This is a genomic window from Prevotella amnii CRIS 21A-A (assembly GCF_000177355.1).
Lineage (GTDB): Bacteria > Bacteroidota > Bacteroidia > Bacteroidales > Bacteroidaceae > Prevotella > Prevotella amnii.
The window spans coordinates 131,041-157,795 of record NZ_ADFQ01000051.1; the positions used below are offsets into that span (position 1 = coordinate 131,041).

22 protein-coding genes are annotated in these 26,755 nt (G+C 31.4%); 7 read left to right on the plus strand and 15 right to left on the minus strand.

The window, feature by feature from the left end:
• Nucleotides 1–11: 11 nt before the first annotated feature.
• The 11 genes from HMPREF9018_RS04750 to ftsY form a co-directional block, all read right to left on the minus strand.
• Nucleotides 12–701 carry a phosphatase PAP2 family protein gene (locus HMPREF9018_RS04750; RefSeq protein ID WP_008448599.1) on the minus strand — a complete coding sequence of 230 codons (690 nt, stop codon included), beginning with the start codon at nt 699–701 and terminating at the stop codon, nt 12–14.
• A gap of 32 nt (nt 702–733) precedes the next feature.
• Nucleotides 734–3,319, minus strand: a complete 2,586-nt coding sequence (locus HMPREF9018_RS04755) for a BatD family protein (protein WP_008448655.1) — start codon at nt 3,317–3,319, stop codon at nt 734–736.
• 4 nt (nt 3,320–3,323) lie between these two features.
• Nucleotides 3,324–5,024, minus strand: coding sequence for a VWA domain-containing protein (locus HMPREF9018_RS04760; protein WP_008448790.1), 1,701 nt, complete (start codon nt 5,022–5,024; stop codon nt 3,324–3,326).
• Between the two features lie 32 nt (nt 5,025–5,056).
• Nucleotides 5,057–6,013, minus strand: coding sequence for a vWA domain-containing protein (locus HMPREF9018_RS04765; RefSeq protein WP_008448668.1), 957 nt, complete (start codon nt 6,011–6,013; stop codon nt 5,057–5,059).
• A gap of 13 nt (nt 6,014–6,026) precedes the next feature.
• Nucleotides 6,027–7,094 (minus strand): hypothetical protein, encoded by a 1,068-nt coding sequence (locus HMPREF9018_RS04770; RefSeq protein ID WP_008448702.1) that lies wholly within the window; start codon nt 7,092–7,094, stop codon nt 6,027–6,029.
• Nucleotides 7,091–7,963, minus strand: a complete 873-nt coding sequence (locus HMPREF9018_RS04775; protein ID WP_008448717.1) for a DUF58 domain-containing protein — start codon at nt 7,961–7,963, stop codon at nt 7,091–7,093. The genes HMPREF9018_RS04770 and HMPREF9018_RS04775 overlap by 4 nt, the downstream gene beginning before the upstream one ends.
• Nucleotides 7,964–7,984: 21 nt before the next feature.
• Nucleotides 7,985–8,980, minus strand: coding sequence for an AAA family ATPase (locus HMPREF9018_RS04780; RefSeq protein ID WP_008448819.1), 996 nt, complete (start codon nt 8,978–8,980; stop codon nt 7,985–7,987).
• A gap of 146 nt (nt 8,981–9,126) precedes the next feature.
• Nucleotides 9,127–10,422, minus strand: a complete 1,296-nt coding sequence (locus tag HMPREF9018_RS04785) for an HU family DNA-binding protein (RefSeq protein WP_039864402.1) — start codon at nt 10,420–10,422, stop codon at nt 9,127–9,129.
• Nucleotides 10,422–10,712, minus strand: coding sequence for an HU family DNA-binding protein (locus HMPREF9018_RS04790; protein ID WP_008448826.1), 291 nt, complete (start codon nt 10,710–10,712; stop codon nt 10,422–10,424). The genes HMPREF9018_RS04785 and HMPREF9018_RS04790 overlap by 1 nt, the downstream gene beginning before the upstream one ends.
• Before the next feature lie 11 nt (nt 10,713–10,723).
• On the minus strand, nt 10,724–12,022 hold the full coding sequence (rimO, locus tag HMPREF9018_RS04795; protein WP_008448814.1) for a 30S ribosomal protein S12 methylthiotransferase RimO: 1,299 nt from the start codon (nt 12,020–12,022) through the stop codon (nt 10,724–10,726).
• A 28-nt stretch (nt 12,023–12,050) separates the two neighbouring features.
• Nucleotides 12,051–13,004 carry a signal recognition particle-docking protein FtsY gene (gene ftsY / locus HMPREF9018_RS04800; protein ID WP_008448659.1) on the minus strand — a complete coding sequence of 318 codons (954 nt, stop codon included), beginning with the start codon at nt 13,002–13,004 and terminating at the stop codon, nt 12,051–12,053.
• 652 nt (nt 13,005–13,656) lie between these two features.
• Between ftsY and HMPREF9018_RS04805 the strand changes: the two genes are divergently transcribed.
• Genes HMPREF9018_RS04805 through HMPREF9018_RS04830 form a run of 6 tightly spaced genes read left to right on the plus strand, consistent with a single transcriptional unit; the run spans nt 13,657 to nt 19,811 of the window.
• On the plus strand, nt 13,657–14,073 hold the full coding sequence (locus HMPREF9018_RS04805; protein ID WP_008448862.1) for a PaaI family thioesterase: 417 nt from the start codon (nt 13,657–13,659) through the stop codon (nt 14,071–14,073).
• Nucleotides 14,074–14,104: 31 nt separating this feature from the next.
• A complete protein-coding gene (locus tag HMPREF9018_RS04810) occupies nt 14,105–15,163 on the plus strand; it encodes an isochorismate synthase (RefSeq protein WP_008448769.1) in 1,059 nt (352 codons plus the stop codon).
• A 9-nt stretch (nt 15,164–15,172) separates the two neighbouring features.
• Nucleotides 15,173–16,837 (plus strand): 2-succinyl-5-enolpyruvyl-6-hydroxy-3-cyclohexene-1-carboxylic-acid synthase, encoded by a 1,665-nt coding sequence (gene menD, locus HMPREF9018_RS04815; protein ID WP_008448857.1) that lies wholly within the window; start codon nt 15,173–15,175, stop codon nt 16,835–16,837.
• Between the two features lie 51 nt (nt 16,838–16,888).
• Nucleotides 16,889–17,716 (plus strand): 1,4-dihydroxy-2-naphthoyl-CoA synthase, encoded by an 828-nt coding sequence (gene menB, locus HMPREF9018_RS04820; protein WP_008448685.1) that lies wholly within the window; start codon nt 16,889–16,891, stop codon nt 17,714–17,716.
• Nucleotides 17,717–17,747: 31 nt separating this feature from the next.
• The gene (locus tag HMPREF9018_RS04825; protein WP_008448618.1) at nt 17,748–18,785 is read left to right on the plus strand and encodes an o-succinylbenzoate synthase; all 1,038 of its coding nucleotides are present in this window, start codon (nt 17,748–17,750) and stop codon (nt 18,783–18,785) included.
• A 24-nt stretch (nt 18,786–18,809) separates the two neighbouring features.
• Nucleotides 18,810–19,811 (plus strand): AMP-binding protein, encoded by a 1,002-nt coding sequence (locus HMPREF9018_RS04830; protein WP_008448744.1) that lies wholly within the window; start codon nt 18,810–18,812, stop codon nt 19,809–19,811.
• A gap of 251 nt (nt 19,812–20,062) precedes the next feature.
• Here the strand turns inward: HMPREF9018_RS04830 and HMPREF9018_RS04835 are convergent, their stop codons facing one another.
• Nucleotides 20,063–20,662, minus strand: coding sequence for a Crp/Fnr family transcriptional regulator (locus HMPREF9018_RS04835; protein ID WP_008448687.1), 600 nt, complete (start codon nt 20,660–20,662; stop codon nt 20,063–20,065).
• A gap of 34 nt (nt 20,663–20,696) precedes the next feature.
• Nucleotides 20,697–22,478, minus strand: coding sequence for a translation elongation factor 4 (gene lepA, locus HMPREF9018_RS04840; protein WP_008448838.1), 1,782 nt, complete (start codon nt 22,476–22,478; stop codon nt 20,697–20,699).
• A 527-nt stretch (nt 22,479–23,005) separates the two neighbouring features.
• Here lepA and HMPREF9018_RS04845 point away from each other — a divergent pair.
• Nucleotides 23,006–23,554, plus strand: coding sequence for a glutathione peroxidase (locus tag HMPREF9018_RS04845; protein ID WP_008448675.1), 549 nt, complete (start codon nt 23,006–23,008; stop codon nt 23,552–23,554).
• Between the two features lie 422 nt (nt 23,555–23,976).
• Here HMPREF9018_RS04845 and rprY read toward each other — a convergent pair whose 3' ends face one another.
• Nucleotides 23,977–24,684, minus strand: coding sequence for a response regulator transcription factor RprY (gene rprY / locus HMPREF9018_RS04850; protein WP_008448673.1), 708 nt, complete (start codon nt 24,682–24,684; stop codon nt 23,977–23,979).
• A gap of 46 nt (nt 24,685–24,730) precedes the next feature.
• Nucleotides 24,731–26,293: a sensor histidine kinase gene (locus HMPREF9018_RS04855; protein ID WP_008448849.1), complete on the minus strand. Its 1,563-nt coding sequence runs from the start codon at nt 26,291–26,293 to the stop codon at nt 24,731–24,733.
• Nucleotides 26,294–26,755: the final 462 nt, after the last annotated feature.

Consider the following 26,755-nt stretch of genomic DNA (forward strand, 5'->3'; position numbering starts at 1 on the left):
TTTATTTATAGTTATAATATTGCATGAAACATTGTGTATATTAATGTCAACATTAAAATATTTAATACAGTATCTATATCTGATAGGCTATATCCTGTTTCTGTATATTTAGCAGATATAAAATGTAAATGTTCGTTTGTTATTTTATATATTTTATAAAATGAAAAATATCCTAATACTGCTAATGAAATACCTAAAAATACTCCCATTATAATATCAGTAGGGTAATGTACTCCAAGATATAATCTTGTCCAAGCAATGGTTATAGCCCATAATAAAAGGGAAAAAGACAAAGTTTTATTACGTATAAGTAATGTTAGAAATGTGAATATAAAAAAGCTATTACTTGTATGTGAAGAATAAAAACTAAATCCTTTAGCAGTATAGCCATTAATTAAAGGTAATAAAGAATGTAAATGTGGGTCATTAAAAGGACGAAGACGCTCAAAAGAAGGTTTAACTATAACGTTATTTATAATATTACTTAATATGATAGTAACGGCAAAAATGCCTAAGATAAGTGATATCTTTCTCCAGCTTTCATTATTTTTAATTATCAACAATAATAGTGATAAATAAAGTGGTATCCATATATAAGAAGTAGTAAAGATAATGGCAAATTTGTCTAAAAACAAATTATTACCACCATGTAAGGCAATAACTAAATTATTATCCAAGTGCCTAAGAAATTCTATACCCATTCTTTTTCTTCCTATCTTTTAAATGTAAATAATTAAATTACTTCTGCAACACCTTTTTCTATCCAACCTTTCCTTCCATCATCAAGCACAATTTCCCACCATTGATCCATAGAATTATCTATAATTTTCAATTTAGTCCCTTCGTGTATGATAAACGCTTTACTTGCTGCTGCATCTGGTGTTGTTTTCACAACAACTGAAGGAGATATTACAATAGCAAAATCATGCGAACATATAAAACTTTTTTGTTGAAATGCAAAAAAGATAGAAAACACAAATAGTATTATTAATATGACAAATATCTTAGTTAAAGTCTTTCTAATACTAAGTTTTTTTATCTGTATAAAAGCACACATTCCACAAATAATAAGTATAAGAGAAAATATAGAAATCCATGCCCAACCATCAATACTCAATAAGTTCACTAGTGATTTATACCATGTTATAAAAAACATTTCTGATTTAGATGGTATATTATCTATAGTTTTAGATTGAGCTAATTGGAGATTAAATTTTATATCATTATCATCAGGAGACAAACGTAGAGCACGTTCATAAGCTATTACAGCCTTAGCTATACTATCCTGTTTATAATAAGCATTACCTAAGTTATAATAAAGAGATGGTGATATATTCTTTTGTAAAAGGAATTCATATGCCTGCGCTGCAGCTGCATAATTACCTTTATTATATAGTCTATTAGCTTCATTTTTTGATGTATTTATTCCAAATGAAGACAATGTAAATATAGTAAGAATACCAAATAAAAACAATAACGATTTCATTTTTCTTATTTTCTTATTTCTTTTTGAAACATCTTCTATAGAACTAATAGCTGTTATAGCTTTATCATAAGTACGACGCATATTCCCACGCTCATCACCAGGAGCATAACGTTCATACTCACATTCATCTAAAGCAGATATAAATTTTTCAATCACATTATTTGGAATATTAATATAAGCAAGCGATTCTGTGATATTTTCACGCGATAGTTCTCCTACAGCTATATGTAGCTTATCACTAACATAGCCCCAAAGAGCATGAGATATTTCTTCATAAAATTCTATATTATCACCTTTTAACATCATAGCATAAGCCGAATCTAATCGTGATGTTGCTGTTTTATTGGCATTTTTTTCCAACTTTAAAGAAAAATCAGCAGAACTACTCTTTAGCCCATCTCTAAAAAAATAGATTATTAATACTATAATTACAAATAAGATAAATATAAAAAACCAATAAAGAAATGAATTAAAGAAAGTATATTTAAAGTTATTAAAAGAACTTTCTTCTAATTTCAGTGGATGAATATCATTATCTAAAGAAGCAGCATCATCTACTTCCTTCTTTTTTATACTTTTATTTTTTAATATTTTTAGACAAAGTTTTTCTGTCTCTATTGTAACATATTTCTGCTGAGACACATCAAAATATGTAAACTTTATAGGATTAATGGTGAATCTACCTTCATTATGAGGTACTACTATTTGGTCATAAATCATATTACCCTCTGTACCTTTTACAGTCAATCGAGTTTTATCAGAAATATTAACATCGTATGCCTCAAAAGATTTTGGATAAGTTATTTTAGGTTGCTTTATAAGTTTTAAGTTACCATTTCCACTTATAACTACACGAATAGATAAAGGATCACCTGCTTTAACTTCTTTTTTATCAGCCTGAATAGAAATATTAAAGTGCCCTACTCCACCTGAAAAATTAGCTGGTTTATTAGGTAAAGGTAATACTTTAATGGCTAAACTTGGCGCAATTATATCTTTTTGAATATCACGACTATTATCTATGCCAAAAGCTTCAAAAGGATTAAAATCAGGATCACTTATTTGGACAATACCTTTAAACGTCAACGATGGTACTTTTAGAATTCCTGTCATTTGTGGATATATAACATATTGACTCCATGTAACAGTGTTATAAACTTTATTTTTTACACGTTCCTTATGGAAGGACTTTTGCTGTGGCAAATTTATTTCCTGTACATGAAAACCTACAAGATCAGGCATTTTGCCTGCAAGTTGTTTCAAGTTTTTAGTAGTATAAACTTTATAAGTCAATAATACTGGTTCTTGTTCATGCACAATAGTCTTATTTGCTATAACTTTAATAAATAAATCTTTAGATGTTATAGAAGATGGAGATGAAGAATAATCTGTATTTTCATCTTCACTCATAGAAGAGGATCCTTTAGAAGAAGCTCTTGAGGTATTTACATTTCCTACAGCCGTAATTCTAACTGGTGTAGAAGCTAGCATTTGCCCTCCTATATCAATACGAGCTGGACCAACAGTTAAAAGACCTTTCTTATTTGCTACAAAAACATAGGCAAAAGAGATAGACGAAGAGCTACTTGTATGTCCATCAACAAAACGAATACTTCGCTGAGAAGAGGTAGCTGGTCCATAAATCTTTTCTAAGCCAGATGAAATCTTTCCCAAATGAAAACGTCGCACATCTTGAGTATATACAGTATATTCTATTTGAAATTCTTCACCTACTGATACTCTTCTTGGTGCTACGACTCGTACATGTTGTGCCATTATTATTTGAAAGCATAACAGTAATAGTAATAAAAGAAGATGACGCTTAATATTCATTGTATTACCAGTTTTTATTTAATTGATGATCAGATGGCTGATGCATTGCCTTAGATAAGCGTTTTTGAGTAAGTTTTTCTTGCTGCATAGCTGCATCTAAAAGTCTCTCAGCATTATCTTTACTCATTTCTTTATCACGTTTCTGATCACGTTTATTAGAGTTATTCTTGTTCTTTTTATTTTTGTTCTGCTGTTTACTGTTGTTTTTTTTGTTTTTAGATTTTTGTTGCTGTTGTCGTTTTTGTTGTTGTCGTTTTTGTTGTTGTTTACAAAGTTCTAAATTATATCTGGCATTATTATTATTTGGATTATTTCGTAATGCATCTTTATATGATTCTATTGCTTCGTCATATTTTTTTTGTCCTTGAAATATAGTTCCAATATTATAATATGCTTTCGACTTATGCAAAGAATTTTCACTTACCTTTGTTGCTTTTTTATATTCACTTAAAGCTTCCTTATTTTTTTTCTGAGCTTGTAATGCACACCCTAAGTTATAAATAGTAATATCGCTTTTATTATTTTTAATTAAACTTTTACGGAAAGCTATCTCTGATTCTAAATAATTTTTAGATCTAAAAAACTTATTACCTTTTCTAATAAGTTGGTTTTCTGACTGTGCATAAATCATAAAATTACAGAAAAAAGATAAGAAAAATATACAAATTAATAGCTTTGCAAAATTATTTTTTATCATATACCATTTTTTCTTTTTTGTATTTTTACGTTCAAGTATGCATACCTCTCCTATTATTAATATTATAAGGATTATAGCAATAGCTTGGAATTGTTCATCATAATCGCTATAAACAATATTATTAATGTCATCTTTTTGTAATTTAGATAACTGTTTTTTTAAGATCTGTTGTGCGTCGCTATTATTATCTACATGTATATAAATACCTTTACCTGCATCAGCTATACCTTTGCACATATCTTCATTAAGATGTGATACAACAATATTTCCTCTTTTATCTTTCAATTTTTCACCATTACCAATAGGAATTTCTGCTCCAGATGTAGATCCTATACCAAGGATATAGATATGAAAACCTGCTTCTTGAGCTTTTTTTGCCATAGCTTCTGCACCTCCTTCATTATCCTCTCCATCTGTGATTATTATTATAGCTTTACCTGCTTTTGATGTAGGAGAAAAACTATGCATAGCAAGATTAATAGCTTTTCCTATATCAGTACCTTGAGTACCTATTAAAGAAGGATTAATGTCATTAAGAAACATCTTTGCTGAAATAAAATCGGACGTAATAGGTAACTGGACAAAAGCATCTCCTGCAAAAACTATTAATCCTACCTTATCATTATCAAAAGAGCGGAGGAGGTCTTCTATAAGTAATTTACTTTTATCTAAACGTGAAGGTATAACATCTTGAGCTAACATAGAATTACTAATATCTAAAGCTATAACAGTCTCTATACCTTTTCCATTTTTTGTAGAAGATATACGATTTCCAATTTGTGGGCGTGCTATTATAAGTACCATTAAAGCTATAGAGCTTTGCATAAGAAGAAACTTTATAAAACGACGCCTATTTGATAAAGAAGGGGATAGTTGTTTTACTAACTCTATATCACCAAACTTTTTAATGCGTTGCTTTCTATGCTGATATAAAATATAATAAAATATTGATAATAAAGGTATCAACAATAATAACCAAAGATATATAGGACTTTCAAATCTAAACATTTTTATTTATTTTATGACTATAATGAAAAACACTAAGGAATACGTTTAAAAACAGTAAGACGTAATAATATCTCCAGCAAAAAGCAAATTAAAGCTGCTATTGCAAAAGGCATATAGACTTCATATTTTGCACTCTTTCCTTTTATTTTTAATTTAGTTTTCTCTAGCTTATTAATATCTTTATATATCTGTGATAGTTCTGTTTGGCTTTGTGCACTATAAAATTTACCATTAGTTACATTAGCTATTTGTCTTAATGTAGTATAATCAATATCACTATATCCATTATTTTGTTCTGTTCCAAGCCCAATTGTATAAACTCGAATATTGAATTTTTTAGCAATTTCTGCTGCTGTCATTGGAGATATAGAACCTACATTGTTACTACCATCTGTTAATAAAATAACAACTTTACTCTTTGCTTTAGATGATTTCAATCTTCCAACAGCATTTATCAGCCCCATGCCTATTGCTGTACCATCTTGTATCAATCCCTTTACAACTAAATCAGTCCTAACACTGTTAAGCAAGTTGATTAATGATGCATGATCGGTTGTGAGTGGACATTGTGTAAAAGCTTCACCTGCAAAAATAGTAAGTCCTATGTTATCATTAGGTCGCCCACTTATAAAATCGGACGCTACTTCCTTTGCCACTTCTAATCTATTAGGGATAACATCATTTGTTAGCATACTTGCAGAAATATCCATTGCTAACATAATATCAATGCCTTCACTATCTTTATTATCCCATGCCGAATAGCTTTGTGGACGAGCCAGTACTATAACGACTAAAGAAAAAGTTATACAACGTAAAAACATTGGTAAGTGGATAAAACGAACACGAGCACTCTTTGGTGAATTTAGATAAGCATAAGTATCACTCATACGCATCGTAGGTTCTGTCCGCCTACCTTTATAGAAATACCATATTATATATGGTATCAAAAGTAGTAATAAAAACAAATATCCACTATCAGCAAAATCCATTTTTTCTTTTTTTTTAAATCACAATAGTATAAAACTTATAACAAGCATATAATAACAAGACTATTGATACCAACGCTACAATATATATAATACTTTTTATTATAGTTCTTCTATAATTTACTTTTAATCTATTGTCATTATTTTTATCTTCTACACTTGAATCAATATTTGTTTCTACTATTGCAGCTTTTGTGTCTTCTATAAAGCAAACAACTTTAGATAAATAATATTCTTTATCATTTTCAGAAGTGGAGAATTTTGCAAATTTCACTAAGTCGGCTGTAGAAAACAAATTTTGTAATTCGTTGATCTTTAAATCATCACATTGAGCTTTTAAAGATTCTATTATCTCTTCAGAGGTCATCTCTAATGAGTTTATATTAAACCGCTTATATATATACCATCTTATTATTTCTGTTATCTTTGTATAATATTTCTTCTGATCAGTAATATTTTTAGATTTATCTCTTAGCTTATTTAAAGCTTTCATAGACTCTTCATAGGGAGATAACTTAACAGGCATACTTTTAAGTGGAATAAACTTATTCTTTTTAATTATTCTTTTGTACAAAATAAAACATACTATAAACCCTATAAATGAAATTATAAAGTATAAAAATGAGGGAATAAGATCTATCCATTTAAAAGGTACATCTATAATGGTATCTGATGGCTTTTGATGTGCTTGTTTTTTATTGATTTTTATTTCGTCTACAGTAAGTAAAAACTCCTTACTCATAAATGTTTTTCCTTCTACTATAACAGGTAAGGACGGTATCTTATAGGTGTTTTTATCCCAAGAGGTAAGTATGTAGGTAACGCTATAGCCTTTGTTAGTATTGTTAGTTATAGTATCACGTTTTATATTTAAAATTTCTATTCCTGGCACTATTTCTTGCCTAATCTTAAATTTAGGAAATATAGGTAATACGTTTTTAGGCACTTCTATTGAAATTTTTAGAGCCGCTCTCCCACCTATTAATATCCTTTTTGTGTCTAATTCTGTTTTTAAGCTATCATGTGCAACACTAAAAATGCTACATACTAATAATATATATAATAAAACTATACTACGTTTCATCTACTTCTTTTTGAAAATAAAGCCATCAGCTTCTCTACATAATCATCATTAGTAGCAATAGAAACACTATCTACCCTACTTTTATTTAAAATCTCTTTAAGTTGTGTATTACGATTTATCCAATAATCGTGATGTAACTTTCGTAATCGTATATCATGAGTGTCAATATACATTTCGTGCCCTGTTTCTGCATCTACTACCTTCAGCAAACCTATATCTGGCAACATCTTTGCACGCTCATCATATACCTGAATAGCTACAACGTCATGTTTTTTATTTGCTATGATAAGCGATTGCTCAAAATTAAATTTTGTATAAAAATCACTTATAATAAAAGCAGTACATTTGCGCTTTAATACCTTTGTTAGATATTCTATTGCTATTTGCAAATCGGTATGCTTACTCTTTGGTTTAAAAGTAAGCATTTCTCTTATACAATAAAGAATATGTTTACGTCCTTTAGATGGCACAATATATTTTTCTATCGTATCTGAAAAGAAAATAACTCCTACCTTATCATTATTCTCAATAGCTGAAAATGCTAATGTTGCAGCAACCTCTGTAACACGATCACGTTTCATTTGCAGTTGCGTACCAAAGTCAAGCGATCCACTTACATCTACTAAAAGCATTACTGTTAGTTCACGTTCCTCTTCAAATACCTTCACATAAGGATGATGAAAACGCCCTGTTACATTCCATTCTATATCTCTTACATCATCTCCATATTGATACTCACGAACTTCAGAAAAAGCCATACCTCTACCCTTAAATGCAGAATGATACTTACCTGCAAAGATATTTTTACTCAAACCTTGAGTCTTTATCTCTATTTTTCTTACTTTTCTAAGCAGCTTCGTTGTATCCATAATATAAAGAACAAAACAAGATTAAGGTACTTGGATTTTATTTAATATTTCAGTAATAATTTGCTCAGATGCCATATTAGAGGCTTCTGCCTCATAAGACAATCCAATACGATGTCTTAACACATCATATGCTACAGCACGCACATCTTCAGGTATAACATAACCTCTATGTTTAATAAAAGCATAAGCTCTTGCTGTCTTAGCAAGATTAATACTTGCACGAGGACTACCTCCAAAAGTTATCATCTGCTTTAACTCTCCCAACTTATAACGTTCAGGATAGCGTGTTGCAAAAACAATATCTGCAATATATTGCATTATTTTATCGTCTAAATATACTTCTTTTACAATTTTTCTTGCAGAAATAATGTCGTTTAAACTTACTATAGGACTTACTGTAGGCATTGAGGATTGCAAATTTTCACTGATAATAAGTTTCTCCTCCTCTATAGTAGGATAATCTATAATTACCTTTAACATAAAACGGTCTACCTGTGCTTCTGGTAAAGAATAAGTACCTTCTTGCTCTACAGGATTTTGAGTTGCCATCACAAGGAAAGGGTTTGGTAAAAGAAAAGTATCATCACCTATTGTTACTTGATGTTCCTGCATTGCTTCTAATAAAGCACTTTGCACTTTTGCAGGAGCTCTATTAATCTCATCTGCTAAAATAAAATTAGCAAATACAGGACCTTTTTTTACATTGAAACTTTCGTCTTTCTGAGAATAAATTTGGGTACCTATAACATCGGCAGGCAAAAGATCTGGAGTAAACTGTATTCTACTATATTTTGCATCAATAAGATCTGATAAAGTCTTAATAGCCAAAGTCTTTGCTAATCCAGGAACGCCTTCCAGCAAAATATGTCCATCACTCAATAAACTTATAAGAAGAGATTCTATCAAGTGCTTTTGTCCTACTATCACTTGATGCATTCCTACTGTTAAATTTGTAATAAAAGAGCTTTGCTGCTCTATCCGTGCATTAAGCTCACGAATATCTATTGCTTCTGCCATTTATAACTATTTTTAGTTTACTACTATCATTTATTTATTATCATACAAAAGTACAATAAATAATAGTCTTAGGTTGTTATCTACAGTCTAAATAACCTTAAAAAAGGTTTTCTAAAACCTTATGTGTTAGAAAACCTTTTCTTATATTAGTATCTTTCTTTTCTTTTCTTTTGATATTGAGGACGATACCTAACCTTTGGCACTTTCATAGTATCTCCTTCATACATTTCATCTACTCCATTTAAAACTTGAAAATATCCTAACATATCTGGCCCTAATGTTCTACGGCTATATTTTGTCATAGAATCGCCACTTTTTAAAACAACAACCTTTTCTATTCCTATGATATTATAAGCCCCATAACGTATTTTAGGATCGTTACTCAAGCTTTCATACCTCGACTCTTCTGATATCTTTTTTATCTTAGCAGATTTTTTCTTTGATGTAATAACTCTATGTACTGAAGATGAATCTACATGTTTTGGAACATATTTTACGGGTTTTACTATGTTTTTAATAGTATTATCCTTTACAATTTCTTTTTTAAAAGATTGATCATAAAAAGTCGTCTTTACGTAATAACCTCCAAAAGCTATTATTGCTATAATTAATACTATCAGTAAAATGCAGCATAAAGATCGCATTTCACGCTCATCATCTGTTGGCTCTTCTTTTTCTATACAATTATCTGTAGCTGTAATATCTTTATTTTTTTCTTCTGTAACTTCTTGTATAATTTTATCTGATAAAACGCTTGAGTCTTCTTTTTGTAAAGATTCAGTAGTATTTTGACATGAAGTGATCTTGTCATTTAATATTTTTTCTTCATTATACAGAGTCTTATCTGCGTCTTTTTCCGAAAAATCATCTTTATTTTCATCTAATTTAGAAATAGTATTATCATTAGATGGCTCTGCAGAACTTAAAATAGGGCTTTCTCTACATGATTTTTCACATATCTCTGCATTTTCTTTAATATCAATAGCGGTATCAGAAGAACTTGCTGCGGATTTTTCTTTTAAAGTTTTTTCTAATGGTATTTTGACATTATCTTCTTCTATACATTCTTCATCATTTTCTGTATTATCCTCATTTTGGTCGTTTTCATCTTCAAATTCTACTCCATCATTCAAAACAACAGTATCAAACTGTGCAAAAGGCTTATTTACAATATCTTTCATTGCTTGGTCTGGCGTAAAAGATATTTTATCGTGTCCTTCTATAAGGACACGTTCCCCTGTATTTACATTAACACTTTCACGAGGTTTTACTGACTGCAATTTAAATGTGCCAAGCCCTTTTATTTTAACAGGATTACTATTTTTAAGTTCGTCTATAATGATATTAAACATTGTTTCTACAAACTTTATAGCATCTGCATTTGATAAGTTGTTTTTCTTTGCAATTGCAGTAGCAAGCATCTGGATAGAACTTTTTGCCATTATTCAGCCACTCCTCCTTTCTTTATATGTGCTTTTATAGTATTAGTAGGCTTAAAACTTAACACCAATTTAGGGGGTACAAGCATTCTTACTCCTGTAGCTGGATTTACTATAATTCGTTCCATACGCTTTTTTATATCAAACGATCCAAAGCCTGATATTTGAATAGGTTTACCTAATTCGAAAGATTTACCCATTTCATCGAGTAAAGTCTTAACACATTTCTGACTTTCTTCTTGTGTAAACCCCATTTGGTTAGATAACTTAGCTATGAACTCTTTATTATTCATTCGGTAAAAATTTATCTTATTTCTCCATAAAGATCGAACTCATCGGAACTTGTGATATACACATTATAGAATTCACCTACTCGCAACGTATCTTCTTTCATTGGGATTAAAACCTCTGGGTCTACCTCTGGTGAGCAAAACTCTGTACGTCCTACATAATAATCTCCTTCTTTTCTATCTATGATTACTTTAAAAGTATGCCCTACTTTAGCTCTTTCTATTTCTGTTGAAATATCCTGCTGGATAGCCATTAATTCGTTAAGTCGTTGCATCTTAACCTCTTCAGGAACATCATCTTCATAATGCTCTGCGCTATAAGTACCTTCCTCGCGGGAATAAGAGAAAGCCCCCATACGCTCAAACCGTGCTTGACGAACAAAATCTTTTAACTCTTCAAAATCTTCATCCGTTTCTCCGGGAAAACCTACCAATAAAGTTGTGCGTAAATGAATATTTGGTACACGACTACGTATTTCTTTTATCAGACTGAGCGTTTCTTGTTTACTTACATGTCGATGCATTCTGTTAAGCATATTATCAGAAATATGCTGAAAAGCTATATCGAGATATTTACATACATTTGGCTTATCTGCTATAACATCGAGCAAACTTAAAGGAAACTGATTAGGATAAGCATAATGAAGGCGAATCCATTCTACTCCTTTTATATCAGCTATCTTTGAAATCAAATCAGATATATGGTGTTTTCCATCAATATCCACTCCATAATAAGTAAGCTCTTGCTCTATTATCTGAAATTCTTTTACGCCTTCCTTTACAAGTTGTTCTACTTCTTGCAAAACATCTTCCATTTTTCTTGATTGATGCTTTCCTGTAATAAGTGGTATTGCACAATAAGCACAATGCCTATCACAACCTTCTGCTATCTTTATATACGCATAATGGCGTGGTGTGGTAAGATGGCGTACACCATTGCATGAGGCTACACTGGCTTTGCCAAGATCTGTTAATAGCTGTTTATAGTTAAATTTACCATAAAATTTATCTACTTCAGGTATTTCTTTTTTTAACTCTTCCTTATAACGTTGCGATAAGCACCCCATAACAAAGAGCTTATTTAGCTGTCCTTTTTCTTTCCTATTAACAAATTCCAATATAGTATTGATGCTTTCCTCCTTAGCTGTTTCTATAAATCCACATGTATTGATAACAGCTATTTCTCCATCTGGCTTATCTGAATCATGGGTACATTTAAAACCATTAGCCTCAAACTGCTTCATAAGCAATTCTGAATCTACAAGGTTTTTAGAACACCCCATTGTTATAATATCTATCTGATTTTTATTCATATATCAATGAAAACGTAAGAAAGCAAACTTAACCCTTAAACAAACTATCTACAAATTCTTCTTTATTAAATAACTGCAGATCTTCCATTCCTTCACCTAAACCGATATATTTTACAGGTACTTTTAATTGATCACTAATACCTATAACGACACCTCCTTTAGCAGTTCCGTCAAGCTTTGTAATTGCTAAAGAAGAGATCTGAGTAACAGCAGCAAACTGTTTAGCTTGTTCAAAAGCGTTTTGTCCAGTACTACCATCTAAGACTAACATTACTTCGTGTGGAGCATCTGGTATGACCTTTTTCATTACTTCTTTTATCTTTTTAAGCTCATTCATAAGGTTCACCTTATTATGCAAACGCCCAGCTGTATCTATCAATACAACATCTGCATCATTGGCTTTAGCACTCTGTAATGTGTCGAAAGCTACACTGGCTGGATCTGCACCCATTTGCTGCTTTATTACAGGGACTCCTACTCTTTTCCCCCAAATATCAATCTGTTCTACTGCTGCTGCACGAAACGTATCTGCTGCACCTAAGTAAACCTTTTTGCCTGCTTGTTTAAATTGATATGCCAGCTTGCCTATTGTAGTAGTTTTACCAACTCCGTTTACTCCAACTACAAGAATAACATAAGGCTTTTTACCCACTAACATCTCACTATTAGCAATATCTCCGGTGTTGTTTTCTGCTAATAAGTTAGCTATCTCGCTCTTTAATATAGCATTTAGTTCACTTGTTGAAACATATTTATCCCTTGCTACACGCTTTTCTATACGATGAATAATCTTTATTGTAGTATCTACACCAACATCTGATGTTACTAAAATCTCTTCTAAGTTGTCTAAAACATCGTCATCTACCGTAGATTTTCCTGCTACAGCACGTGCTAATTTAGAAAAAACATTCGCTTTTGTTTTTTCCAATCCTTTATCTAACGTATCCTTCTTACTTTTATTAAATAATCCAAATAAACCCATAATATGCTATTTTTATGCAAAGATAAATAAATCAGATGATATAACAAAACACCTTAATATATTAAATTATAAAACAATACCTGCTACTTTGATTTTTGACCTTTAGTGATGAATATTTATCATAAATATAAAAACACTAAACTAACATCATCTTTCACTATACAAATATTTATTTATTTGTGCATAAAAGTTCACTTTTTTAGTTAGCAAAAGAGATCACATAATAATAAAAATAATTTATTTTTATCTGATTTTTAATTTATTTTTAGTACAAAAATAAATTATTTTTTATCACAATCAGTTCTCTTTTCCAAGAAAAAGACTCATTCTTATTACTATAAAACATTAGCTTTCTACACCTAAGAATTGTTATTTTTTACTGGATATAAGAAGTTTATCTATTTTTATTGCTATCCTAATCAATAAAAATATATTAGCTACTAAAAAGTAAAGTAGTTTTTTATTTATTTCTATAAAACCAATTTGTGGTGATAAAGGGCTTTTTTATAAACTTTTTTTTATTTCCTAAATGGTATTTTCCAAATTTTATTACTAACTTTGTATATAATAGATTATACTTGTCTAAAGTAGGTTATAAGTGCATATATTACTCTTATTGCTTATCTTTAATAGTTATAATAGAAATAATATAATGGATATTTCATACTTTTGGGATAATTTTAAAAAAGATGACGGGTTAACACGTTCTCTTGGAATAGAATTTATTAATACTCCTGACCCTGATACTTTACAAGCAAAAATGCTTGTTTGCGATAAAAACAAACAACCCTTTGGAGTCTTAGCAGGCGGCGCATCACTATCAATGGCAGAGAACTTAACTGGTGTTGGCTCTATGGCAGTATGCCCTGGTTATATTGCTGTGGGGATAAATGTAAATGGAACTCATGTAAAGCCTGCATATATAGGCGATGTGGTTACTGCTTATGGCAAACTCGTTCATAAGGGTAAAACTTTACATGTTTGGCATGTTGATATAAAAAATCAGAACGGTGAGCTTATTTCTACAATACAAGTAACTAACTACTTAATGCCAAACCCAAAGCTATAAGTAAAATGTAGTTATTAAATAGTTATTAGTAATGCCCTCATTTTATAATTTTCTTTTAACAGAAAAAATACAGAAAGGATCATTTGCGCTTAGTCGCTTACCTTTCTCCGATAGTTGTACATGTTATTACCAAGCATCTCCACCTTCGGAATTTTACAATCTTAATAGTCTTAATGGAAAGAAGGGCTTTATCTTTGCTCCTTTTATAGCAAGTAAAAAATATCCTATTTTGCTTTTTGAAGATGCTGTATCCAAAAAGATCACGTTGCCCCCTTCTGGAGAAAAAATATTATTAAAAGATTTTGAAAATAAAGATATAGATATATCTTACACTAAAGCTTTTAATACATTCTATAATGCATTGCAAAACAACTTGTTTGACAAATTAGTTTTAGCTCGATATGTAGATATAAAAACATCACATATCAACCTTGAAAGCATTTTTTTAGAAGCCTGTAAGCAATATCCGCAGCAGCACATAATATTAGTATCTACACCACAATCAGGTATATGGCTTATGGCTACTCCTGAAATATTATTAGATAAAATAAATGGTAACATTTGGCATACTATGGCTTTAGCTGGTACTATGCATAAAGATAAATGTAACATAAAATGGTCTAACAAGAATAAAGAAGAGCACAACTATGTGGTTAAATATATTTTAAATTGTCTACAGCAATATAGCAATTCCATTAATGTTAGCGAGCCTTTTACTACTTTTGCTTCTAACCTCGCTCACTTACGAACTGATTTTCAATTTACACTTACTAATGAAAACAATATAGGAAATTTACTTTCAACCCTTCATCCCACTCCGGCTGTATGTGGTATACCTAAAGAAGCAGCTAAAGATTTTATTTTATCAAATGAGGGAATAGATAGGAGTTATTATAGCGGTTTTATAGGTCCACTAAATATAAATAATGAAACTCATCTTTATGTTTCACTTCGATGTATGCAAATAATGGACAATTGTTGTAGACTTTATGCTGGGGGTGGACTTTTATCAGAAAGTAAAAAAGAAAGTGAATGGCAGGAAACGGAAGCAAAGCTTCAGACAATGCTTCAACTTTTGCAACAGACATAAATAAAAGACATGTATAGTAGTAAAAAAAATGTAAATATCCTTACGTCGTTATTGTTATCGCACGGCATTCATACTGCTGTAGTTTGTCCTGGTTCGCGCAATTCTCCTATTGTACATAATTTATTGGAGACAAACGAAATAACCTGTTATCCTGTTACCGATGAGCGTTCTGCTGGCTTTATAGCAATAGGCATTTCTGAAGCTATTAATGCCCCTGTTGTGGTATGCGTTACTTCAGGATCGGCACTTCTCAATCTATCACCAGCCGTAGCTGAGGCTTATTATCGTAACATTCCTATCATTATTATCTCTGCCGATAGACCACAACAGTGGATAGGACAGAGTGATGGGCAAACACTTAAGCAGGCAAATGCTCTCAAACCAAATGTTCGCAAGCATATTAACATCTCTGAACCACGCACAGAAGAAGAACTATGGTATTGCAATAGATTAGTAAATGAGGCACTGAATGCTACCGTATCATACGGCGGCGGACCAGTACACATCAATGTACCGCTATCTGAACCTCTTTACGAATATAATATAACACAGCTGCCTAAAGAGCGTTATATATTTTTAGGAACAGCTGTTAGCGATACTGATAAGCTGGAATTATTAGCTAACGAACTATCTCGGGCAAGTAAGCCTTTGATTGTTATAGGGCAGTTAGATGCTGATGTTGCCGAAGCTTTGTCGGCTGATATTGCTAAAATCCATGAGCATTATGTTCTCTTGCAGGACAATCTGTCGTCAGGTGGCAATCCGTATGCACAACATCTTGATGCAGTCTTGACACGAATAGATAATGATACTACCTTTTTACCCGATTTCATTGTTTATATAGGTGGCACAATTGTTAGCAAACGACTTAAGCAATACCTACGAAAGGCACGAGGAATAACCTCTGTTCTTATTGATGAACACGGTGAGGTACGTGATGTTTTTATGAATCTTTCATGGGTGATACAAGCTTATCCAGCTTTATTTGTACACTTATTGGCAGCACATAGCAAACAGCATAAGGTAAATAATTATTATCAACAGTGGTTAACAGTGAGAAAAGCGGTGGCAGAACAAGCTGAAAGCTACCTCCCAGCCTATTCTCAGATGTTAGCAGTAAAGCTTTTTCATACATATCTTTATACATATAAAGGTAAGCATAGCCTGTTTTATGCCAATAGTTCTGCCGTGCGTTTAGGCAATATCTATTCGCAAGAATATATCCATGTCAATCGTGGGGTGAATGGTATAGAGGGGAGTTTGTCGGTCGCTGTAGGGTACTCGCTTAAGGATTCAGAGGCTGAGCAAGTATATTGTGTAATAGGCGATCTAAGTTTTTTCTATGACAATAATGCCCTTTGGAATATATGTTCTAAGCGTCTTCTAAAAGTGTTATTACTCAATAACGGTGGTGGCGGTATATTTTACCAAATGAAAGACCCTAAAAAATCACCTTATTGTGAAGAATATATAGCAGCAAGTCATCACACATCGGCTGAAGGTATCTGCCATTCCTATGGCTTACAATACCTTAGTGCGCATAATGAGGAGGAGCTGCGTGAGCAAATGCAGCGTTTTGTAACAAATACGGAAGGGGCTGTTCTGTTGGAAGTTTTTACTAATCCTAATAATGATGCACAAGTAATGAATGAATATTTTCAATGTATATTATAAAAAATACAAGACTAAAATTGAAATATAGAATAATAATTAAAATAGAAGAATATGCAAGAAAGAGAATGGAAACCCATTGAAGGGTTTAGTTTTGAGGATATACTCTTTGAGGAATTTAATCATATTGCAAAGATAACTATTAATCGTCCTCGCTATCGCAATGCCTTTACTCCCAAGACAGTATGGGAGATGTCTCAAGCTTTTAGTTATTGTCGCGAATCTCTTGATATTCGTGTAGTTATTCTTACAGGTGCCGGCGATAAGGCATTTTGCTCTGGTGGCGATATGCACGTTAAAGGTCAAGGTGGATATATTGGAACTGATGGTGTACCACGTCTAAATGTTCTTGATGTACAAATGCAAATACGTCGTTTAACTAAACCTGTAATAGCCATGGTTAATGGTTATGCTATTGGTGGAGGACATGTTTTGCATATAATGTGCGATTTATCTATTGCTTCTGATAATGCTATTTTTGGACAGACAGGTCCTCGTGTAGGCTCTTTCGATGCTGGATTTGGAGCTTCTTATCTGGCTCGTATTGTAGGACAGAAAAAAGCGCGTGAAATATGGTTTATGTGTCGTCAATATAATGCTATAGAGGCTGAACGAATGGGATTAATTAACAAAGTGGTTGCTTTCGATCATTTAGAAGATGAATGTGTAGCATGGGCTGAACGCATGATGGAACATTCTCCACTTGCTCTTCGTATGATAAAAGCAGGATTAAACGCAGAATTAGATGGTCAGGCAGGTATACAAGAGCTTGCAGGTGATGCCACTATGTTATATTATAATATGGAAGAGGCACATGAAGGTGGGCAAGCTTTTCTTGAAAAACGTAAGCCAGACTTTGATAAATATCCACAGTTTCCATAGTTTATGAAAATGTCTTTTATATAAAAAGGCTATGTATAAAATAAATATTACTAAAAAGATTTTTCATTTTAAAGTTCCTGCTACTACTTCAAGGGGAGTATATCTTACACGTAAAAGCTGGTATGTTACTATACATGATACTGACAAACCTCATATAAAAGGTATTGGTGAGTGTGCTACACTTCCAGATTTATCATGCGATGCCATGCCTGATTATGATTATGAACATATCTTAAAACATTTCTGTAACGATATAGAACATACAGGGAAAATAAATTATACAGCACTAAGACCTTATCCCTCTATGCTGTTTGGACTTGAAACAGCAATGAAACAATTAGATAGAAAAGGAAGTTTAGACCTTTTTAATACTCCCTTTGGTAAAGGTGAGAAAGGGATAACCATTAACGGACTAATATGGATGGGCACTTTTGATGAAATGTTTCAGCGTTTAGAAGAAAAACTAAAATCAGGTTTTCATTGCATAAAATTAAAAATAGGATCTATTGATTTTACTAAAGAGTTAGAGCTTATAAAACATATTCGAGCATCTTTTACAAAAGAACAAATAGAGCTGCGTGTAGATGCTAATGGTGCTTTTTCACCTAATGAGGCTCTTTCACGTTTAGAAGCATTAGCTAAATATGACATTCATTCCATAGAGCAACCTATCAAACAAAATCAATGGCAAGAAATGGCTTTCATTTGTAAGAATAGTCCATTACCTATAGCTCTCGACGAAGAGTTGATAGGAATAAACTATATAGATAAGAAAAAAATATTATTAGATACCATAAGACCTCAATATATTATATTAAAACCTAGTCTACATGGTGGTTTGCAAGGCTCTCGAGAATGGATAAATATGGCAAAAGAACGCAACATTGGGTCATGGATAACATCTGCTTTAGAAAGTAACATAGGACTAAATGCTATTGCACAATTTACAGCAAGTATTTATGGCTCTGAACTTGTTACTCCACAAGGGTTAGGTACAGGACATCTCTTTATAGATAACATACCTTTACCTTTAGAAATAAGAGGAGATAAACTGTTTTTCTGTGGTTAATATTTTACATAAAAATTTATAATAATGACCTTACACGATTTTCTATTAGAGTGGCATAACGATAAAAGTACGCTACTTGTACATACCAGTGGCTCTACAGGTACACCTAAAAATCTGCTTGTAAAAAAACAGAATATGCTAAACTCGGCTAAAATCACTTGCGATTTTCTTAATTTAAAGAAAGACGACACAGCCCTTCTATGTTTACCTCTTGACTTTATTGCAGGTAAAATGATGGTAGTACGTAGCATAGAACGCGGATTGAAACTTATCTATGTAGAACCTAATGGACATCCTCTTTCTAACAATTCTCTTAGGGAATCAGGCTATTTAGGTGAAATAACTTTTGCAGCAATGATACCTTTACAAGTAGCCAACTCTCTCAAAGTTCCTTCTGAACGTAAACGTCTAATGGCTATAAAGAATCTTATCATAGGCGGTGGGGCTATAGATGTAAACATGGAGACTATTTTAAAATCTTTCCCTAATGCTGTATGGAGTACATACGGCATGACAGAAACTTTATCTCATATTGCCCTACGACCACTTAGTGGTGCTGCTGCAAGTGAATGGTATGAACCTTTTGATAGTGTAAAGTTATCTGTAGATTCAGACAATAGCCTAATTATTAACGCTCCTTTAGTATGCGATAACATACTTAAAACAAATGACAGAGTGGAGTTAAAACAAACAAAACAGGGTAAAACTCTTTTTCGCGTTTTAGGTCGTAAGGATAATATTATCAATTCTGGTGGAATAAAAATACAAATAGAAGAAGTAGAAACCATTCTCAGACCATATTTATCGGCTCCTTTTGTAATTACAAAAAAGAAAGATAATATCTTCGGAGAAATAGTTGTGATGCTTACAGAAAACAGTAATTTAGATGAAATTAGAAATATATGTAAACAATATTTACCAAAGTTTTGGCAGCCTAAACATATTGCTCATTTAGCACATATACCTCTTACAAAAAATGGCAAGATAGCTCGAGCAAAGGCAGAAACTATTGCTAAAGACATATAGGAAAGATTTTAAAGATTATTGGTTTTGTTCTTTAGTCTTAAATACTTTTTTTTTACAATAAGAAAGGAAGCTCTTCTATGTTTTATTGTAAAGCAAGAAGACTGGAAATAGATAACAAGGACTTTACAAGACATCAATAATAAAAAACAAACTTTTAAATGAAAGAGGTATTATAGCTTAACCATACCTCTTTTTCTTTTATTTATTATTAGTTCTATCCTTATTAAATCACTATGCTAACTATTATTTTTTTATTCTAAAAGGGTAGATGATCTTACTCTACTTAAAGTTTCTGGCGTCATTTGAAGATAACTTGCTATATATACCAAAGGTGCACGTAATATAACCTGTGGACATAACTTGCAAAATCTTTTATATCTATCTTGCGCAGTCTCAAAGCGCACAAGATCGGCATGTATCTGAGAAGTTATTAGGCTTTCTTCTAAAATTTTTCTATAAAGTATTTGAATATTTACATTATGAAGCGCCACTTGTTCTAATCTAAATTTAGGAATAGCATATATAATAGTTGGCTCTAAAGCCTCTACTTGCAAAGATGTAGGTTCTTCTCTAAAAAGACTCTCTATACACATAAAGATGGTATGATCCTCACCTAAGTGTTCTGTTATTTGTTTACCTTTTTTAAAATAGAATTGGCGTATCAACCCTTGTTCTATATAATAAATGTTTTTACACACCTCACCCTCTTTAAGTATCATTTGCCCCTTTGCAAAACGCATGGGCTCAAGAATATTCTCAAGCACATTTAACTCTTCATGAGTCATTGTACTATACTTTCTTGCTAATTCTCTTGCAATATTTCTAGTTTCGCTTATATCATCTATACGCATACAAAAACCCTCCCCATAAAGTTATATTTTATTCTTAATCAAGTTTCAATACAGCAAGGAAGGCTTTTTGTGGAACCTGTACATTACCTACCTGCTTCATACGTTTCTTACCTTTTTTTTGCTTTTCTAATAATTTTCTCTTACGACTAACATCTCCTCCATAACATTTTGCTGTAACATCTTTTCGTACCTGCTTAACTGTTTCACGTGCTATAATTTTGGCACCAATAGCAGCCTGAATAGCTATATCAAACTGTTGTCGTGGGATAAGCTCCTTTAGCTTTTCACATATACGACGCCCAAAGGCTACTGCATTTGATTCATGCGTTAATGTAGAGAGAGCATCGACGGGCTCACCATTAAGTAAAATATCAAGTTTAGCCAATTTTGAAGGACGAAAAGAATCAATATGATAATCGAAAGAAGCATAACCTTTAGATATACTTTTTAGTTTGTCATAAAAATCAATGACTATTTCACCTAAAGGTAACATAAAAATTAATTCTAACCTATTGCCACTAACATAATTTTGACTTATTAGTTCGCCTCGTTTATCAAGACATAATGTCATAATAGGACCAATAAAATCGGAAATAGTAATAATAGAAGCCTTTATATAAGGTTCTTCTATATGTTCTATCATGGTCTGTTCTGGCAATCCTGACGGATTATGTACTTCTTTTTTATTACCTTGCTTATCGTATACCATGTAGCTAACATTGGGAACGGTAGTTATTACATCCATGTTAAACTCCCTATCTAATCGTTCCTGTACTATTTCCATGTGTAATAATCCTAAAAAGCCACAACGGAAACCAAAACCTAAGGCTTGTGAGCTCTCTGGCATAAACGTAAGTGAAGCATCATTAAGCTGAAGCTTTTCTAATGATGAACGCAAATTTTCATAATCATTTGGATCAATGGGGTAAACACCTGCAAAGACCATAGGCTTAACCTCTTGAAAACCGTCTATAGCCTTCTCACAAGGATTATCTACATTGGTAATAGTATCACCGACCTTTACCTCAGTAGCATTCTTAATACCAGATATAATATAACCTACTTCGCCTGTAGATAGCTCCTTTGTTGGTTTCATATCCATTTTTAAAACGCCCACCTCATCAGCAATATATTCCATTCCAGTCTGTACAAATTTTACCTTATCTCCTTTTTTTATCACACCGTTTTCTACTTTACATAGTGTAATTATGCCTCTAAATGAATTAAATATAGAATCGAATATTAATGCTTGCAATGGAGATTTTAAATCACCTTTAGGAGCTGGCACTTTTTCTACAATTGCATCAAGGATAGCATCTACCCCCTCGCCTGTCTTACCACTTGCCAAAATAATATCTGCAGGTTCGCAACCAATAAGGTCAACAATCTCGTCTTCAACCTCTTCTGGCATAGCATTAGGCATATCTATTTTATTTATAACAGGAATAATTTCCAAGTTATGTTCTATTGCCATATAAAGATTTGATATTGTTTGTGCCTGCACACCCTGCGTTGCATCAACAACAAGCAAAGCACCTTCACAAGCAGCAATACTTCGAGATACTTCATAGGAAAAATCAACATGACCTGGAGTGTCTATAAGGTTAAGAACATACTTATTACCATTCTTTTTATATTCCATTTGTATGGCATGACTTTTAATAGTAATACCACGCTCTTTCTCCAAGTCCATATTGTCGAGCATTTGACCTTGCGTTATCTGAATAGTATTTGTATGCTCTAATAATCTATCAGCTAAAGTTGATTTACCATGATCGATATGAGCTATAATGCAAAAATTTCTGATATGTTCCATTGATACATAATTGTATATATACCTGCAAAAATAACAATAAAAAACGAAAAACTAAAAAAAGGTGTAGTTTTTTATATGAAATAATTTAATAATCGTTCTTGAAAACTATCCTACTTGTTGATAATAAACAAAATAACCTATTTTAAATTTACGTATTCCTATAATATTTTCTTATTTTATAATATATAGCAAATTGACAATATATGAATATTCTCCAAACATAATTATTTTGATAATCTTGAGAAAAAGTTCTATCCCGAGCTTTTTCTCCACACAACAAGTTAACAAAAAAGATAAATAAAAAATTGTTTTAGTTGTCCTTTGTTTCTTCTATAAGAGTTCTTTAAAGACTATATTAATATTATAACTTACATTTGCTATATAACTACATTGCATTTAGTACTTAAGCATACTAATAAAAACAAAAATATAGTTAAGTTTCTTTTATATCGCTTACGATAGTGAGAAAAATATATACCTTTGTAAAAATTACAATAATATTTCAATAACAAAAAAATAATACGAAAATGGAAACAGTTTACAATTTTAGTCTTCCTGACAAAAAAAACAAAGAAGTATGTCTTTCTGAGTATAAAGGTAAAGTACTTCTTATAATTAATACTGCTACAGGTTGTGGTTTTACTCCACAATATGAAGAATTAGAAGCTCTTTACAAAAAACTAAAAGAGAAAGGATTTGAAATATTGGATATTCCTTGTAACCAATTTGGACATCAAACTCCAGGTACTGATGAAGATGTAACAAACTTTTGTACTACAAAATTTGGCACCGATTTCCCTCAATTTAAAATATCTGATGTTAATGGTGAAAACGAGCTTCCTCTCTTCACATGGTTAAAGAAAGAAAAACCTCATGGCCTTGGCAAATATGAAGATAAATTAGCAGCTATTATGGAAGATCTTTACAACAAAGCTAATAAAGTGCCTCGCAACGAAACAGATATAAAATGGAATTTCACCAAATTTTTAGTAAATCGTGAAGGTAATGTTGTTGAACGTTTCGAGCCTACATATAGTATTTCTGAAATAGAAAACAAAATTAATTCTATAATATAAAAAATATTACTGCACGGTAAAACTTTTATTAATTTTAATCAAGTAGGAGATAAACACACTAATTATAGATGCTTGTCTCCTACTTTCATATATAATAACCTCTTATACAACACAGTACGGAACTTTCATATATAGAAATATCTATTTGAGATATCATTCAATATATTAACCATTTAAAATAACATATCCTTTCTAAAGTATATTTTCTCGGATTATAATCCTATTACGTGTTAATTTATTAGAGCTTATAAAGTCCTATGCTCTATATTTGGGATAATTCAGAAGCTATAATCTGAAGATGCACATTTTTGATAAACTTTTCCCAGCTTACTCCTTTTAAAATATACATCTAAAAAGATGAAATCTTTTTGCATAAAAAAAGAGGTTGTGTCAATTTTGACACAACCCCTTTTCATATTTTCTTATTCCTGACCTGGAATGATTAATTTATATCCCTTACCATGAATATTAATTATTTCAATATTAGGATCTGGTTTTAAATGCTTACGAAGTTTGGTAATATAAACATCCATAGACCTTGCATTAAAATAATTGTCGTCTATCCATATTGTTTTTAAAGCATAATCACGTTGTAATATCTCATTAGCATGAGCACATAGCAATGCTAAAAGTTCATTTTCTTTCGTTGTTAACTTTGTAATTTTTACAGGGTCGTTATCAAGAGTAAGTAATTGCTTCTGAGTATCAAAAACAAACCTACCAAGAGTATATAAAGTTTGCTCCTTTACTTTTTTACCTCTAACTCTACGAAGTATTGCTTCAATACGAAAAACTAGCTCCTCCATAGAGAAAGGCTTTGTAATATAATCATCTGCACCGATCTTAAAACCTTCTAATATATCCTCTTTAAGCTGCTTAGCTGTTAAAAATATAATAGGTATTTCTGCATTAACCTGACGAATTTCTGTAGCTAAAGCAAAACCATCCATCTTAGGCATCATAACATCTAACACACAAATGTCAAACTTACTCTTTAGAAAAGCCTTAAAACCAGCTTCCCCATCAGGACAAAGTTCTGCCTCATACCCTTTAGCTTGTAAATACTCACTAAGAAGAGTACCTAAATTCTCATCATCTTCACACAATAAAATTTTTAATTTCTCATCCATATCGCTTAAACTTTAAATGTTATTATTTCGTTTTACTAAAATATATTTATCTTTTATTTTCATCTTCTTGATCATGAATAACAGGTAACTTTATAACAAACTTGGTACCTTTACCATAATCACTAATTACTTTTATATCACCTTCATGCAAATCTATCATTCTCTTAACATAAGCTAAACCTAAGCCAAACCCCTTAACATCATGTCGATTACCTGTATGTACACGATAAAACTTATCAAAAATCTTTTTTAAATTCTCTTTTTTTATACCCATACCTGTATCACGAATAGAAAGATATAAATGCTCATTAGTATTCCATGTTTTCATATATATATTTAATGGCTCTCCTGATTTAGCATACTTAACAGCATTGTCCATTAAATTAAAAATTACATTTTGAAAATGTGTTTCGTCAACATACATTGTTGAGTCAACAGCTTCTACGTCTGTATATACTTTACCTCCTGTATGCTCTACACGTAATGAAAAAGAATTAGCTATATTCTCTACCATTTCATTCATATCAGTATAAGTCTTCTTAAGCACAGCTCGCTTACTATCATATAAGCTCATTTGTAAAACTTTTTCTACAAGAAAACGAAGTCGCTTTGACTCATCAGCTACTACACAACTAAGATGGTCAAGCATTTTTGGCGTTTTGTTAAGAGATTTATCTGTTAACATCTGTGCTGCTAATGAAATACTTGCAATAGGAGTTTTAAGCTCATGGGTCATATTATTAATAAAATCATTCTTTATTTCACTATATTTCTTTTGACGAAATATAATAACTATAGTATAAATAAATGTAACCAATAAAACAAATATAAAAATAATAGAAGGTATCATAAACTGTACACTTGAGAAAATATAGCTATTCATATCAGGAAAGTGTATCTTTATAATTCCCATCCTATTAACTGGGTCATTTCGAAACAAAATTTGTGAATACGAGTTTTGCTCACCTTCTGATACATAATCCGGACAACGATATACCTCTCTTCCATCTTGGGTACTTACAGAAAAGTGATAAGGAATATCTATTCCATTATTCATTAACTCTGCTTTTAAATCTTGATCTAATAATTTAAAATTTACTCTTTCTTTTAATGGCTTGTCTGAAGCAGAATACAATATATTATAAATAACCTCATCAAGCATAGCTTTTTTATATACATACCTATTTCTTACAATACCCTGTATATCACGTTTAGTTGCTGAAATAGAATTGCTGTCATTTCGTAAGATTAAAGCTTTTGGCGTAAGCGTTGGTTTTGTTCTCAATAGTTTGCTCTCGAAAGAAGAATATGGCTCGCCCTGAATATCAGAAGGTGGAATCTGATGAGTCTTTGGAGAAACAACTGATACCATTTTATTTTCATTACTATCTTTTTTCTCATGCTTATTTATATCACTTTCAAGATAACGCAAAGTTTCATTAAGTTCCATATTACGAGATGCCTGATATAAAGCACGACTTACCGATTCTGCAAATTGTTCTTTCTTCATGCTAACCATTTCTTCTATATAGTTAAACTGAATAAAAAGCAAACCAAGAAATGATAATCCCATAATGATTGCAACTGCCCAAATTGTTTTCTTACTCATAATACTATCTTTTCTCATCTTTATTACAACATATAATAAGAATAATACTTAAATATGTTAATAATGCAAATATAAACAAACCTAAGATAAATTAATAATCAAAAGTTAATAAAGTTGCTTGTTTTTTTATATTTTAACCAAATATAGTTATTTTGATTTACAAAAATCATATATAAGTCAATATAGATACTTAAAATAAACAACTTATTAGATCTTCTTTTACAAGATTTTACTATATATATAAGTTTTCTGAAAACTAAAAATAATATATTAAACTCATAAAATTAATCTAAATAGTCATTCCTTATAAACCTAATATTCCTCAGATTTACAATATATTATACTCAAATTATTTGCTTATATTTTCATTTTTTTGACCTTTACATTATAAATCTTGCAGATATTTATGCTTAAACGTAAATCTAAAACAGCTCTCTATGTTCTCTTCTTTAGAGAACATGC

Coding starts and splice junctions, on each gene's coding strand:
- HMPREF9018_RS04750 (WP_008448599.1), bottom strand. CDS start 701: ATGGGTATAGAATTTCTTAGGCACTTGGATAATAATTTAGTTATTGCC.
- HMPREF9018_RS04755 (WP_008448655.1), bottom strand. CDS start 3,319: ATGAATATTAAGCGTCATCTTCTTTTATTACTATTACTGTTATGCTTT.
- HMPREF9018_RS04760 (WP_008448790.1), bottom strand. CDS start 5,024: ATGTTTAGATTTGAAAGTCCTATATATCTTTGGTTATTATTGTTGATA.
- HMPREF9018_RS04765 (WP_008448668.1), bottom strand. CDS start 6,013: ATGGATTTTGCTGATAGTGGATATTTGTTTTTATTACTACTTTTGATA.
- HMPREF9018_RS04770 (WP_008448702.1), bottom strand. CDS start 7,094: ATGAAACGTAGTATAGTTTTATTATATATATTATTAGTATGTAGCATT.
- HMPREF9018_RS04775 (WP_008448717.1), bottom strand. CDS start 7,963: ATGGATACAACGAAGCTGCTTAGAAAAGTAAGAAAAATAGAGATAAAG.
- HMPREF9018_RS04780 (WP_008448819.1), bottom strand. CDS start 8,980: ATGGCAGAAGCAATAGATATTCGTGAGCTTAATGCACGGATAGAGCAG.
- HMPREF9018_RS04785 (WP_039864402.1), bottom strand. CDS start 10,422: ATGGCAAAAAGTTCTATCCAGATGCTTGCTACTGCAATTGCAAAGAAA.
- HMPREF9018_RS04790 (WP_008448826.1), bottom strand. CDS start 10,712: ATGAATAATAAAGAGTTCATAGCTAAGTTATCTAACCAAATGGGGTTT.
- rimO (WP_008448814.1), bottom strand. CDS start 12,022: ATGAATAAAAATCAGATAGATATTATAACAATGGGGTGTTCTAAAAAC.
- ftsY (WP_008448659.1), bottom strand. CDS start 13,004: ATGGGTTTATTTGGATTATTTAATAAAAGTAAGAAGGATACGTTAGAT.
- HMPREF9018_RS04805 (WP_008448862.1), top strand. CDS start 13,657: ATGGATATTTCATACTTTTGGGATAATTTTAAAAAAGATGACGGGTTA.
- HMPREF9018_RS04810 (WP_008448769.1), top strand. CDS start 14,105: ATGCCCTCATTTTATAATTTTCTTTTAACAGAAAAAATACAGAAAGGA.
- menD (WP_008448857.1), top strand. CDS start 15,173: ATGTATAGTAGTAAAAAAAATGTAAATATCCTTACGTCGTTATTGTTA.
- menB (WP_008448685.1), top strand. CDS start 16,889: ATGCAAGAAAGAGAATGGAAACCCATTGAAGGGTTTAGTTTTGAGGAT.
- HMPREF9018_RS04825 (WP_008448618.1), top strand. CDS start 17,748: ATGTATAAAATAAATATTACTAAAAAGATTTTTCATTTTAAAGTTCCT.
- HMPREF9018_RS04830 (WP_008448744.1), top strand. CDS start 18,810: ATGACCTTACACGATTTTCTATTAGAGTGGCATAACGATAAAAGTACG.
- HMPREF9018_RS04835 (WP_008448687.1), bottom strand. CDS start 20,662: ATGCGTATAGATGATATAAGCGAAACTAGAAATATTGCAAGAGAATTA.
- lepA (WP_008448838.1), bottom strand. CDS start 22,478: ATGGAACATATCAGAAATTTTTGCATTATAGCTCATATCGATCATGGT.
- HMPREF9018_RS04845 (WP_008448675.1), top strand. CDS start 23,006: ATGGAAACAGTTTACAATTTTAGTCTTCCTGACAAAAAAAACAAAGAA.
- rprY (WP_008448673.1), bottom strand. CDS start 24,684: ATGGATGAGAAATTAAAAATTTTATTGTGTGAAGATGATGAGAATTTA.
- HMPREF9018_RS04855 (WP_008448849.1), bottom strand. CDS start 26,293: ATGAGTAAGAAAACAATTTGGGCAGTTGCAATCATTATGGGATTATCA.